Source organism: Paracoccus nototheniae, from assembly GCF_004335005.1.
Classification (GTDB): domain Bacteria; phylum Pseudomonadota; class Alphaproteobacteria; order Rhodobacterales; family Rhodobacteraceae; genus Paracoccus; species Paracoccus nototheniae.
On record NZ_RQRT01000003.1, the window covers coordinates 109,068 to 121,768 of the forward strand.

General features: G+C 65.2%; 17 protein-coding genes. All 17 read right to left on the minus strand.

Going from position 1 to position 12,701, the window contains the following annotated elements:
- Window positions 1-3: 3 nt before the first annotated feature.
- A complete protein-coding gene (locus EG885_RS02515; RefSeq protein ID WP_131572900.1) occupies window positions 4-2,100 on the minus strand; it encodes a phage tail protein in 2,097 nt (698 codons plus the stop codon).
- Window positions 2,100-2,495, minus strand: coding sequence for a hypothetical protein (locus EG885_RS02520; protein WP_131572901.1), 396 nt, complete (start codon window positions 2,493-2,495; stop codon window positions 2,100-2,102). The genes EG885_RS02515 and EG885_RS02520 overlap by 1 nt, the downstream gene beginning before the upstream one ends.
- The gene (locus tag EG885_RS02525; protein ID WP_165571013.1) at window positions 2,492-3,127 is read right to left on the minus strand and encodes a hypothetical protein; all 636 of its coding nucleotides are present in this window, start codon (window positions 3,125-3,127) and stop codon (window positions 2,492-2,494) included. Before EG885_RS02525 ends, EG885_RS02520 begins: the two co-directional genes overlap by 4 nt.
- Complete coding sequence (locus EG885_RS02530; protein WP_131572903.1) at window positions 3,076-3,735, minus strand: hypothetical protein; 660 nt, start codon at window positions 3,733-3,735, stop codon at window positions 3,076-3,078. Before EG885_RS02530 ends, EG885_RS02525 begins: the two co-directional genes overlap by 52 nt.
- Window positions 3,735-6,053, minus strand: a complete 2,319-nt coding sequence (locus tag EG885_RS02535; protein WP_131572904.1) for a phage tail tape measure protein — start codon at window positions 6,051-6,053, stop codon at window positions 3,735-3,737. Before EG885_RS02535 ends, EG885_RS02530 begins: the two co-directional genes overlap by 1 nt.
- A gap of 2 nt (window positions 6,054-6,055) precedes the next feature.
- The gene (locus tag EG885_RS02540) at window positions 6,056-6,295 is read right to left on the minus strand and encodes a hypothetical protein (protein WP_131572905.1); all 240 of its coding nucleotides are present in this window, start codon (window positions 6,293-6,295) and stop codon (window positions 6,056-6,058) included.
- Window positions 6,296-6,384: 89 nt separating this feature from the next.
- Window positions 6,385-6,747 (minus strand): GTA-gp10 family protein, encoded by a 363-nt coding sequence (locus EG885_RS02545; RefSeq protein ID WP_131572906.1) that lies wholly within the window; start codon window positions 6,745-6,747, stop codon window positions 6,385-6,387.
- Between the two features lie 2 nt (window positions 6,748-6,749).
- Window positions 6,750-7,190, minus strand: coding sequence for a phage tail tube protein (locus EG885_RS02550; RefSeq protein WP_131572907.1), 441 nt, complete (start codon window positions 7,188-7,190; stop codon window positions 6,750-6,752).
- Entirely contained in the window at window positions 7,190-7,573 is a 384-nt protein-coding gene (gene gp17, locus EG885_RS02555) for a tail completion protein gp17 (protein ID WP_131572908.1), read from the minus strand. Before gp17 ends, EG885_RS02550 begins: the two co-directional genes overlap by 1 nt.
- Complete coding sequence (locus EG885_RS02560) at window positions 7,573-8,091, minus strand: HK97-gp10 family putative phage morphogenesis protein (protein WP_131572909.1); 519 nt, start codon at window positions 8,089-8,091, stop codon at window positions 7,573-7,575. The genes gp17 and EG885_RS02560 overlap by 1 nt, the downstream gene beginning before the upstream one ends.
- On the minus strand, window positions 8,091-8,294 hold the full coding sequence (locus tag EG885_RS02565; RefSeq protein WP_131572910.1) for a hypothetical protein: 204 nt from the start codon (window positions 8,292-8,294) through the stop codon (window positions 8,091-8,093). Before EG885_RS02565 ends, EG885_RS02560 begins: the two co-directional genes overlap by 1 nt.
- Entirely contained in the window at window positions 8,291-8,638 is a 348-nt protein-coding gene (locus tag EG885_RS02570) for a head-tail adaptor protein (protein ID WP_131572911.1), read from the minus strand. Before EG885_RS02570 ends, EG885_RS02565 begins: the two co-directional genes overlap by 4 nt.
- Window positions 8,638-9,183: a head-tail connector protein gene (locus EG885_RS02575; RefSeq protein ID WP_131572912.1), complete on the minus strand. Its 546-nt coding sequence runs from the start codon at window positions 9,181-9,183 to the stop codon at window positions 8,638-8,640. The genes EG885_RS02570 and EG885_RS02575 overlap by 1 nt, the downstream gene beginning before the upstream one ends.
- A 3-nt stretch (window positions 9,184-9,186) precedes the next feature.
- Window positions 9,187-9,414, minus strand: coding sequence for a hypothetical protein (locus EG885_RS02580; RefSeq protein ID WP_131572913.1), 228 nt, complete (start codon window positions 9,412-9,414; stop codon window positions 9,187-9,189).
- A 54-nt stretch (window positions 9,415-9,468) separates the two neighbouring features.
- A complete protein-coding gene (locus EG885_RS02585; protein WP_131572914.1) occupies window positions 9,469-10,740 on the minus strand; it encodes a phage major capsid protein in 1,272 nt (423 codons plus the stop codon).
- 93 nt (window positions 10,741-10,833) lie between these two features.
- Entirely contained in the window at window positions 10,834-11,439 is a 606-nt protein-coding gene (locus tag EG885_RS02590; protein ID WP_131572915.1) for an HK97 family phage prohead protease, read from the minus strand.
- Window positions 11,423-12,646 carry a phage portal protein gene (locus EG885_RS02595; RefSeq protein ID WP_207392183.1) on the minus strand — a complete coding sequence of 408 codons (1,224 nt, stop codon included), beginning with the start codon at window positions 12,644-12,646 and terminating at the stop codon, window positions 11,423-11,425. Before EG885_RS02595 ends, EG885_RS02590 begins: the two co-directional genes overlap by 17 nt.
- Window positions 12,647-12,701 lie beyond the last annotated feature (55 nt).

The window sequence follows — 12,701 nt, forward strand, 5'->3', positions numbered from 1 at the left end:
TTGTCAGGTTCGGGTGATGGTGGCTGGCCCAGCAGGCAGGCCTTCGACGCCAGAGATGTTGGCCGCGCGGACCCAGTAGTAATAGGCGGTCCCGGAAACGGCAGTGTCGTCCTCGTATTGCGAGACCTGACCAATCGCCCCGCCCGTGGTGTCGATCAGGCTGGCGCTGCCAAGGCTGCTGCTGGTCCCGCGATAGATCCGGACCTCGAAGAAGGCCGTCGGTGCGTTGCGCCAGCTGAGCATGATGTGGTCGGGCTCGTTTGACGCGGCGAGTTCGGTAGGCTGCCCCGGCGGAACAGCATCAATCTGGATCGTAATAGGGCCGAGGTCCTGCCAGGCTGCGACACCGTCAAACACGCCGCGCCAGCGAACCTGCGCCTGGTATTGCTCGCCGTCTTCGATGGCCCCGGCCTGCGCGCGAAGTCCCGAGACGCCCATGTCGATCCAGTCCGTCTCGCCAACCGCACGATACCGCGCCTGAATGGAGAGATCCTCGCGACCGGTGACGGGCAGCGCTGAAATCTCCAGGACGGGCTGTTTGACCCCCGCGCTGACCTGAATGACCCGCTGCGTCAGCTCTGCCACGATCGGCGGAGGCGGGTTTCGTTCGGTCGTGGGAAGATCGGCGGTCGTCTCGCCTTCTTCTACTGCCGTCCAAGTCTCAGATGCCCGGTTCACGCGGCCCAGTTCGATCCGGCACTCGAGCTCGACCGGGTCGAACTCATGGTCCAGCACCTCGTATTCGCCCTCAATCACGCGGCCAGATCCATCCTCGGGCCGATAGTCCAGCAGGATCGTGTGTCGCTGGCCATGGAAGCGCGGCCAGCGCGCCTTGAGGCCGACGAGGTTGGTGATGATCGTGACCTTCGCCCGGTTATCGTCGTGCATCTGGCGCTTGGCCAGGCGGCGGGCCTGCGACCGGTTCGGGCACATCTCCAGCTTGTATTCCTCAGGGATCTCACCCTCGATCGCCAAGCGCGCTTCATCGCGCCAGCTTTCGACCTCGATGACCTCGTATTTCTGCGCTGCCGTCATGTGGAACACCCGCAGGACGTTGTAGCCCTTGCGCTCGCTAATCGCCTCGGTGGTCTGGATGTCGCGGATGTCCTTCGCCGTAAGGGTGCACGCCGGTTGGCCGAAAGGGCCGCCGATCAGCCCAATCCGACCGTCTTGCATCTCATAGGGGCGAATGCCGCTGGCGGTGTGCATCCGGTCAAGGACCTGGTTCGGTTCCTCATCGAGCGTCCAGTAACCCCAGAGCTGCAGGTTCGGCGCATTGCCCCCCGCCATTTGGGGAACAGGGATATCGGAGACCCGCGCCATGGCGGTCACGCTTTCCATGTTCATCTCAGAACGGTCTAGCTTGAACCCGTCCGGATGGGTCAGATAGTGCATCTGAACCAGTGCCGCGTTGGCGCTATAGCTGGTCACATCGCTGCGGGGATCGTAAATCGCCTGTCCACGAATGACCCACTGATAGTCCGTGCTATAGCCCTTCGGGAAAATCTTGGCGAAGTCCTCGGGCTTGGGCGCCTTGGACCCGACAAGGAAAGTCGCCTGTCCCTCCACCCTCCGCGCCGAAGTCCATTCGCTGAACTCTGACAGCAGCACCGGGTAGTCACCCCCGAGCCCCGAACCGTCTCTGGTGGTGACGTTCACGAAGCCAAATTTGTCCGTCCCGGTCGGGAACTGAACCGGCTGCGCAGTCCCCCACCAGTCAGGACCCGCGCCGAGCGTCTGCGCCTCGCCGTCGATCCAGAAGGCCTCAAAAGCATCGACCTGGCCGTGCGCGACCAGAACCAGCTGATAGAGGACATCGCCCTTCACATCGAACAGGGCCCGGATGCCGCCGACGAGGTTGCGCCCGACATAGATGCGACGCGGGGCATCGGTCTGGCTTATCAGGGCCTGAATTTCCGAGCGCGGAACATTGACGCTCGGCGCCAGCGCCCGGGCGACAGCATTGAGCGCGGCGCCGACCGCGATCTGTCCCGCAGCACCGGCAATAGAGAGGATGGTCGCCGTGGAAAGACCGGCAGCCGCGCCGAGGAAGCCCACTGCATATCCGAGGCCATAGAGGGCCGCTGAGAAAATCGCCATCAGCGCACCATTGCCATTTCTGCCATCCGGTAGCCCCGGCGCTCTAGGAACCTCCGCACCGTTGCGGTGGCGCAGGACATTTTTCGGATGGTCGCCGCGCGATCGTCAGCCCACCGCTCGAAGCAATCGAAGAGCGGGATGAAGCTGCGATCCTCGGCCCACCATCCCTCTTCGTTTGCGATCCAGTCGGGGCTGATGATGGTGCGCGTCATAGAGGCCGCGATGAACCCGCCTTGGGACAACCTGACAAGGCCGTCAGGGCTGTGGATCAGAAAGGCGAGGCGCTGGCCGGTCCAGATGCGGCATACCGCCTGCGGGCCGCTCACAGCCCCTGTCAGCCGCTCCACCATGTCGATGATGCGGGGGATGTCGCTTTCAACTGCTGGCCGGATCACCCTGCAGGCACCCAGACAACAGCGCGGTTCTTCAGGGCCGCAAGCAGGCCCAGCCCCGTATCACCGGGATACCGCGCCCTCTGATCGGCATCGGTCCAGCGGCCATGGGGTGGTCTGCCCTGCCGCGACAGGCGTCCATATGCTTCCAGCTCGATCTCTCGCCTCTCCCGCGTCGATGTGCTTCGCATGTCGCGCATCCGGCCCGTAAAGATGGCGATGGGATCGCCCACCAGGCGCCCGGCATGCAAGCCACCGCTCTCAACCGTCGAGAAAAGCTGATAGAAGATCCGACACGGGCGGTTGTTGACCTCGTCCGCTTGATCGTCGCAGCGCGCCACCATCTGCGGCGAGGCATTCGGGACGCTGAACCGGACCATGCCTGCGCTCATGCCATAGGTGATGGACAGGGCGCTGATCTGGATGACGTCGCCGGTGCCTTTGTATTCCACCCCGCCGGCCATCAGATCGCCATAGCCCAGCCACCACCGCTGCGGGTTCGTCGCAAAGTCCATTTGGCACATGATCGTGCAGGCGACATCGCCGCGGCGCAGATCCTCATCAGGGATGTCGTGGATGCTCATCAGAATGCTTCGATAAAGATGGCGGTCACTTCCCCAGAGGGGATGTTCCACGCCTCGAGGTCGCCCGCGCTTTCCATTTGGGCGCGCAAGCGGAGTTGATCGACAATCACCAAGGCCCCGGCGGCCCGATCGTCCCGGACGTTAGGCATGAGCGAAAGCCGCTGAGCCGTCGCGCTTTCGTCCAGCTGGACGGCATTCACCACCTTGTAAAGACGTTCCCCGATCGTGATGTCGTGCCCGCTCCGGAGGCGGGAAAGCTCGGGGGTGTTCACGTCGATAAAGCTGTTCCGTCGCGCACAAGGCGCGCGCAGGGTGAACCCGGGGAAGGGGTCCGAAGCGAACCCCGCATGCTCCGCAGTAAATTCCGGGGCCTCTTGGAATCCGTTCAGGCGCCTGCCGTTCGATCCGTTGGGAAGCCAGTGCGTTGTCATCGGAAGGACAGTGGTGTTGCCGCCGCGCATGGCCGTCAGAAATGAAGACAGTGCCAGATATTCATCTTCCTCCGCGCACATGAGATCCATCTCGACGCGCCAGAATCCATTCATCTGAGGCCGGGCGAAGGTCTCTCCGTCGATGTTTGTAAATGGCGACAGGCGAAGCCCCTCAAGGCGCGCTCGGATTCGCTTGATGCGGATATTCCCCGGGAAGTGTATCTCCATCAATGGCCATCCCGGGAATAGCGGGCGTCAGCGGACGCCCTGCTGGCGCCCTGAACCGCTTGATTTGCAGCGCCCCGCGCCGCGCTGTGAATAACGCTTTTGATGATCGGCTGAGCCTCTGCATCGAAAGAGGCAGTGACATGGACCGTCTCCCGCTCGGACTGCGCCCGCACCATCCTCTTGGACAGGTCGTGAGGGATGACCTGCGTCCCGCGAGGCAGGTTCATGATCTCGCCGCCGCGCTCGTGAACCTTGCTCAGCCCACCCTCCCAGCTGCGGGTCCCGTTGGCATTTGCGCCGATGCCAACGGCGCCCATAGCGCCGCTGAACATCTGGCCCATCCCGCTGCTGTCCCACAGAGTGTTGAAGCCTTGAGTGAGCAGCATGTCGGCAAACTTCGATATCAGAGACGTCAGAGCATCGCCCAGGGACTGTGCTCCCTGGACCAGTTGAGAGAACGAGCTGCTCAGGGTGTCGCGCCAGTCTTCGGTCGCGGACTTCAGCTGCTCCATGCTATCGATCTGGCGGGTCAGGGCTTCGATCTCCTGCCCCGTGACACTTCCAGCGCTGACACCGGCAGCCCGCTGGTTTTCCCAGACCTTGGCGGCGACTTCGGTCATGTTCATGGTGGCGCGCATCTTAGCGTCTTCGGCGCGCAGTTCCTTCATGACGCGCTGCAGCTCGGTCAGCTGCTCGGTCGCTTCCTTGGCCTTGCCGCCGGCGCCCTCGGCCGCATCGCCGAGATTATCGAGGCCCGTGCCCGCATCGGGCGGCACGTCGACGCCCTCTTCGACCTCACCTTGAAGCGCCGCCCAGGCTGCCGCCACAGGGGCGAAGGCATCCTTGACGATGGTCCCGGCGTGGCTGAAGGATTCGCCCATTGCCGCCGCTGTCTCGGCGCCGCGCTCCTGCAGGTCGGCGGAGAATGCCTCCGCGCTGTCGCGGGCATCGCGCAAGCCGTCCGCTGCCGGGTTGTCGATCGACCACATGACCTTGTTGTCGCCCTCGCCCCAGCCAAGCATCTCGATCTTACCGAAATCAGCGAGGATGGAGTCGAGAAAGCCGACCCATAGGTCGGACAGGCTCGACAGCAGGAGCAGGAAGTCGGCCTTGACCAGCGTCCAGACCCCATTAAGGGCGGGCGGGATCGCCTTGGCAGACTCGCCGATGCCATCCCAAACCAGCCCGGCAAGGGTGCCGAGGGCCTGCAGCGCGCTGCCGAAGCCACCGGTTTTCTGGATCAGCTCGACGAACTTCCCGACCAGATAGCCAGCGGCCACCACCAGTGCGCCGATGCCGGTTGAGATCATCGCGCGGCGCAGCATCCCGATGGCGCCCGACAGTGCCTTGGTGGCCACGCTGGCCGCCGCCGCCGCGCGGCTCTGCGCGCCGAGGGCCATCTCCAGCGCGATCGACTGCGTGGCGGCCGACATCATCGCGCGGACAGCCGTGACGCCGAGGGCGACGGCATAACGGGTCGCAAAGGTGGCGGCCAGCACGAGGGCGACACCGGCCAGCGTGCGCATCACGGTCGCGATGGTGTCGGCGTGGGTGTGAAAGAAGATCGCCGCCGCCCCGATCGCCGCCGCCAGCGCCTTGATGGCCGGGACGGCGAGCGTCCCGATCGTGTTGCGCATGCCGTCGATCGCCATGCGCATGTCGGCGAGCGCCGTCTTGCCCTCCTTCAGGGAAGAAAGCATCGGGCCACTCATGATGGCGCCCATGCGCTGCGCGCGGTCGGCATATTCCGACATCGCCACGCCGCCATTCTTCAGCAGGGGCAGCAGCAGGGTGCTGTCGGAGGCCATGGCCTCCATGTAGAAGGTGAAATCCTGCTGGTTGACGTTCGCCTTTTCGAGGCTGCTGACATAGAGCTGCAGCGCATCGGCGCCGGACAGATCACGGAACGAGGCGGCGGTGACCCCCACCTTCGGCGCGATCTTTTCGAAGAAGTCCGCCATCGGGCCGCCGCCGGTCTGGACAAAGTCACCGATGCGGTCGTTCGTGTCCTTCAGGATGTCGGCCAGCTTCTCCTGCTCGATCCCGACGGAACTGGCACCGGCGGCCCAGCCCTGAAACTGCGCCGGGGCGGTGTTGGTCAGCTGCGCCAGCCGCTGGATCTCTGAGCCGGCATTTATCGCGGAGAGGCCCATGGAGACAAAAGCCGTCTTCATGGTCGCCGCCAGCCCGAACGCAACCGTCCCGGCGCGCGCCGCGAATTTCGACATCCGGCTTTGAGAGGCGCCCAGCCCCTTGTTGAACTGGGCGCTGTCGAGGCCGAGATTGACGCGCAGCGCGCCGATGACCGATGCGGACATGCTTATTTTCCTTCGGTCTGGTCTGGCATCTTGGCGCCCCACACGGCGGCGAGGGCCCGACCCATTGCGGCCAGGACGGCGGGCGGCTGGGGCTTGCCGTGCTTGACGTTGCCCCTGCCGAAGCACTTCTCATAGTCCGGAAGCTTGCCGACCATCGCGGCGCCCGTCAGGCGGGCGGTGTTCCACGCCTGGCGGTTGCGCATTTCGATGTCGCGCTTGATGCGCTGCGCGGCGCCGCGCATCACGAGGTCATAGGTCCGGAAGGTCAGCTTCCAGAAGGTGGAAGGCTCGAAGCCCGCTGCCGCATAGTCCTGCAGCAGGCTCGAAAGCGTCAGCCTGCCCGAGCCTTCCCGCGAGCCTTCGGCTTTCCCTCAGCGGCCCCGCGGGCGGCCTCGGGGTCCGCCTCGGGCTGGATGGCCGCAAGGGCCTTCATTAGCGCCTCGGGGTTGGCGCTCATGATCCGCCCGGCATCCTTGACGGTCAGCGTCGGGTGTTCCTGGTTGAGGCAGGCCCAGAACAGCGCGCGCAGATTGACCATCGTGATCTGGCCGGACTTTTCGTACTGGCCGAGGACGGCGAGGGGGTCTTCGCCCGTCTCGCCCTCGAAATCGGCCAGCGCGTTGAAGTCGAGGGTCAGAAGGTACTTCGAGCCCTCGTATTCGACAGAGACCTGCCCTTTGAACCCGTTCGCCACGATCAGGCCCCCGAGACCGCGAAGACCGGACGGCCAGAGCACTTGCAGGTGAACGTCGCCGACATCTTGTCATCGGGAACCAGATCACCGGGCTCCCACGCGGTCACGATCGCGGTGAAGGTCAGCGTGACCTCGGGCGCCGTGCCGATCGCCGGGAAGGTGATCTGCGCGCTGATGCGTCCGGCGTCAAAGGCCGTGACCAGAGTGTCGCTGGCTGCCGGCACATAGTTGACCGTGATCGAAGCCTCGCCGCCCTCTTTCAGGCCGGCGATGAATTCCTTGAACGCATCGGGCGAATTCAGGTGGGTCGCCTCGACGGTGTCGCGCGTCATCCCCGGCGGGGTGATGCTGGCCACCTCGGCAACCACAACGTGGGTAGTCGAGGGCGAGATCGCGATCCCGAAGGTCGCGCTATAGCCGAGTTCGGCATTGGTATCGGGCATCAGATATCCCTCCAGTGGATGAAGAAGTCATGGGTGAATCGGTAAGGCTTGTCGTTGGCCGTCTCTTCGCGGCCCTCGCGAGAGACGCCGTCGATGAAGATGCCTCGGAAGCCGCCGGCCCGATGGCCGTTCAGCAGCGTGATGATGGCGCGGCTGAGGCGCCGCGATGTGGGCCGGTCGGCAGCATAGCAGTCGACCTGCACCCGATAGGTCCAGAGGCCGTCCGTACCCTGCAGGTGCGGCGCGTCGGCACCGGAGATGATGAAGAGCGAGATGCGCGGATACGCGGTGCTCTGCGGGGCGATGCCCCAGAAGATACGGGGGCCCGCGATCGCGGCCACGGGCGCCGCGCCGGAAAGGAGCGCGAACAGTGCCTCTTCCATCAGCGGCCACCCCGCTCAAGCTTACGGGCCTCGCGCTTGGCGATCTGGTCGATCTTCCGCCACAGGATCGGCTTCAATCGCTCGACAGTCGGCTGCGCCTCGCGGTCATAGGTCGGGCGCATGAAGGGCTGGGGCGCGGTGCCAGGGTGTTTCGTCCCTTTGAACTGGCCGCTGTTCAGGTGGGGCGATGTGCCGAACTCGACCAGGTGGCCATGCCGCCCGCCCGCGCCGAGCTTGTAGGAGGGACCGACGAAAAGCTCGATCGAGGATCGTTCATCCTTGGTCAGCTTGCGATGCTTACTCTTCTGGCTCTTGTTCAGCAGGCCGCCGATGATGATTGAATCACGAAGCTCGCCGTCGTCGACGGGCACAAGGCTCTTTGCCATGTCCACCATCGGCGCGGCGGCCTCGCGCATGGAACTGCGCAGCACGTTCTTGCTGACCGCTTTGGTCAGGTTGCCCAACGCCTTCTCAAGGTCCGCCAGGCCGTCGATGTGCATCCGGGCGGATCGCGCCATCAGCTTTCCACGGCCTCTTCGGCGATCATGACGCCGGTGGACAGCAGCTGGAAGGTGATGGTCACGTAGACCGCATCATCGGCCTGCTGCTCGATCGTCATCCGCGTCTGATTACCAAGGACGTGGCCCTCGGTATCGGCGAGCAAAAGACGCTCCCCCATGGCGGTGTCGACGGCGACTAGCCGCACATCCCTTTGGGTCATTGTGCTGCTCCCAGCTTGGTGTCGGCGGTGATCTCGAGATATCCGCCGCGCCCGTCGACTTCCTTGATCCCGACGATAAGGAACTCGCGCCCGCCCTCGACCAGGCGGTCGGCAGGGCTAAGGCTGGCCACATAGGACGTGTTGCGGATGACAAAGCGGCTGCGCAGCGTGGCCTCTTCGACCCCCGCCGTGGCGCGCTCGCCGTCGGAAATGTCGTGCCGCGAGCCGAAGAGCCGGGCGACGGTCGCCCAGGTCTCTGTCGTGCCGAGGCCGGTGTTCGTGGTGGTGACGCGGCGGATGGTGATGCGGCGGTCGAGGGTGCGGGACTGCACCGTGCGCGCCATTACCAGCAGCCCCGCCGGTGGTTCGCCAGCAGCGCATCGACGCGGCTCATGATCGGCAGTGTCTTGTTCTCCAGCGGATCGAAACCTTCCTCGATCAGCAGCAGCATGGCGTGCTTGACGTCGTCGGGGCACTGGCCGCCGAAGGTCCCTGTCACCGTGATCCGTGTGCCGGGCTGGATGCTCGGCCAGCGCTGGCCCGGGCGCAGTGCGATAGAAGGCTCGAGGCCGTCGGCCCGGAACTGGTACACGGTCCCGGGCACGGTCTGCGCCACGGCATCGGGGTCCGTGTATCCGATCGACGCGATGGACGATGCGGGGCCCATGGGCAGGCGGCAGAGATCGCCGAATCCGTCGCAAGCCCAGACCATGGAATGCGCGGCGAAGGCGCGGCTGCAATAGGCCTCGACATGGGCCCGCGCCGATTTGACCAGCATGAAGACGTTCGCGTCGAAGTCATCCTCGCCGTCCGAGAGGCGCAGCTGAAACCGCGCATCCTCCAGATCGACAGCCTCGAGCGTGATTTCGTCCGAGACCGGATACCACATGGATCAGCCCCGCTTGCGGGTCGTGCCCGCGGGCTTCTTGACGGCGGCCTCGGCGGGCGCGGGGCGGGTGCCGGTTTCGACAGCCGGGGCGCGGGTCGCGGTCTCGTCTGCTGGCTCGGCAAAGCCTGCCGCGATCAGGCGGCCCGCCTCGGCCTCGTCGGTCTCGTGCAGGTCGCCCGCGACCAGGTTGAAAAGAGGGCCGCTGAGGCCGGTCAGCATGCGAATTTTCATGGCTCAATCCTCAGGGGGTGGACAGGCGCGCTCGAGGCGCGCCTGTCGGGTTGATCAGGCCTGGACCAGGTGCTTGATGGCAGCGGTGTCGCCCAGCTCGCCGTCGAAACGGATCAGGCCGGCGATGCCGAGGTTCGGCCAGAAGCGCTCGCGCAGCACGCCGATGATGGGCGAGCCGACCTTGCGGACGAAATACTTGCCGAAATCACCGAAGATCATGGTGCGGTTGCCCGTGGCAATGGGCGCCATGGCCTGGTTGATGCGGTAGCGATAGCCCAGCAGGGTGCCGGGCACGCCGTTCTGGATGTCGCCGCCAGACCAGATGTACCGGCCCTCGCCATCCTTCAGCTTGCGGATCGAGGCGAGCGTCAGGTCATTGAACATGAACCCGACCTTGGGCGCGCCGCGATATGCCGGGTTGACCGAGTGGATCAGGTCGATGATCTCGTCGGAGGTCAGCGCGGTCGCCGAGGCGGCGGTGCGGCCGAGCGAGGACGCGGTGACGACGCCGTGCGGATCGTCGACACCATCGCCGATCGTCAGTTCGCGGTTCGCGGTGCGGCCCAGGCGCTCACCCAGCAGGCTTCCCAGCAGCTGTTCGAAGTTGAAGATCGAGTCCTGCCCCAGCTCCATCGACCAGCGGATGAACTCGGTATCGTAGACATAGGCGTCCAGCGCCTTTTGCCCGAAGGTGACGTCCTTGCCACCATCGTCAACCAGATCCGCGCCCTCGACGTGCTTCTCGGCGTTGATGCCGGTGTCGTCCACGGTCGGGATCAGGATGCGATTGCCCGACGAGGTGTTCATCGCGGTGGTGACGGACTCGTCGTACATCGGCCCCCAGGCCGCCATCGAGATGATGATCTGGTTCGCCAGCTCGACCGGGACGGTATAGCCGCCGCCTGCCTGAGTCAGGGTGCTTTGCGCGCGCATCTCTGCGGACGCCTGCGCTCCGGCGCGCAGGACGGCGCGCTCTTCGGTCGACAGTTCGGTGATGTCGCCGCCGCGGGTGATGAAGCGATGAAAGGCCTGGCGATAGGTCAGTTCGTCGCCATCATCGGTGCCCCGGCCTTCGCCGTCGGACAGGGGGCGCTGGCGGCCGCGCTGCTCGTCGTCCTGGGCGGCCGCCCGGCTTTCAATCTCGGCCAAGCGTTGTTCACGCTTGATCAGGGTCTCGACGCGGTCGAATTCAGCCATGATCGTGTCGTGGCGAGTGTCCAGCTCGGCCGCACGGGCCTCGTCGGTGTTGCCCTTGATTTCATCCAGCGCGGAGCGGGCCTCGGCCATCAGCCGGGCGCGCTTTTCAATCAGCTCTTTCAGGGTCATGTCGACCTCCTTTTCAGGTACACGCACGGCGGCCCGCCTGCTGGCGGGGAAAGGCAGGTGCGCGCTGCCGACTCCGGAAAAGCCCGGGTAATCTCAGACGATGCCGCGAAAGCGGGCCTCGGCAGCCGCCCGGCGGGCGGACACCCGGCGCTCGGCGGCGGTGAAATTGTGGGCGCGGCGCTCTTTGCGCGCCTCTTCGAGGGACCGCATCGCGATCGATGTCCCGTCATAGGCAGGCTCGGACACGATGCTGACCTCGCGCAGCTCGACCGCGAGGATAGTCCGCTTCGGCACGGCGCCGGTTTCGTCCCATTCCTCTTTTGTGACGCGGAAGCCGAAGGACATTCCCCTGATGTCGCCACGCTCGATCAGCGTGCGCACGTCGCGCCCGTCGGACGTGTCGGGCAGGTCGATCTCAACCGACAGGCCTTTCTCGTCTTCGGCCAGGCGCAGGGTGCCGCTGGCGGTGCGCCCGAGGATGCGGCCCCGGTCGTGGTCGAAATAGGCCAGCACGTCGCTGCTGGCTAATGTGGTGGTGAACGCCCCGCGGGCGATGACCTCGTCGAAGTATCCGGCGATGCTGGTGACCTCGCCGAAGACGGCGGCATAGCCCGCAACGGTCACCTTGCCGTCCTCGGAGGCGCGGCGCTCGACCTTGACGATCGTGGACCGCTTTTCGGCCTCAGGCTTCTGGGTCATCTGTCTCTCCTGCAGGCGGGTCGTCGCCGGTCGGCGGGTCGGTATCGGCGTTCGGGTCCGGCACCGCCGTCACCGGCGTGGCGGCTGGCGCGCGGCCCAGAACGATAGTGGCGCCCTGGACGAGCAGCTCGTTGGCGTCTGGATTCTCGTGCCGCGGGCGGTTCTCCAGCTCGCGCGCCTCGTTCGGCGTGATCTGCCCGGTCTGGATGGCGCGGGCCAGTCCTTCGAGGCGCGTCTTGAAGTCGCCGCGCATCAGGCCGGAAAGGTTGTGCTCGACATAGCGGTTGCCGACGACCGACGAGGAATTGCGGCCAAACAGCTTCAGGTTCAGCTCACCCTCGAATGCCTTGGCCCACTGGCTCAGCAGGTGCTTGATCAGGCTGAGGTCCTGCTGCTCGACATTGGCAAAGGTGCCGCTGCTGAGATCCTGCAGAAAGACGGGCGGCAGCTGCCAGATCCGCGCGACCTCCTGGATCTGGAAGAGGCGGGCCTCGGTCATCTGCCCTTTGGCAGGGTCGAAGCCGACCGGCTTCAGTTCGTACCCGGGCGGGATGGGAAACGCTGACCCGCCCGACTCCTTTGCCGCTGCGATCGAGCGCTTGATGTCGTTCAGCGCGCGCTTCATTGCATCGCTGCCAGCGGGCATCGGCCCGGTCAGCGCCAGTGGCGGAACACCACCACCCGCGAAGAAGTTGGCGCCATAGTCGCCCATTGCCAGCGCAAGTTGGATAGCCTTGCGGGCCTTGGTGATCGGGCCCTCGTGACCGATCTGGTCTTCCTTCAACATGAACGGGACGTCGATGACGTCCTTTGCATCATAGGGCTTGCCGTCGAAGGTATAGGTGACCCTGAAACCGTTGCGGCGCACGGTGACCTTGCGCGGGTCCATCGGCCAGATCGCCTCGATCTCGTCGCCTTTGCGCTCGATCCACGCTAGGCCGCGCCCGCCGGTGAAGACCTGTTGCCAGAAGTACTGGCGCATCTTGAAGCTGTCCATCAGGTCGTTCGGGAACTCGTGGATCGCCAGTGCGGTGGCGCCGGTCAGCCGATCGGCACCTTCAGCAGTTCGCCGATAGGCATGCAGCGGGATGGTGGCCAGCGTGCGCGACAGGAATGCCACCGCGCATAGGACCGCCGGAACCGTCAGCGCGCTGCTGATGGTCACGTTCGGCAGGTTCGCCTTTTCGATTCCGAAAAGCGACAGCATGTTCTCTGCGCTGACGGGGACCTCCGGGCTTTCGACCGATGGGCCGCGCACCTCG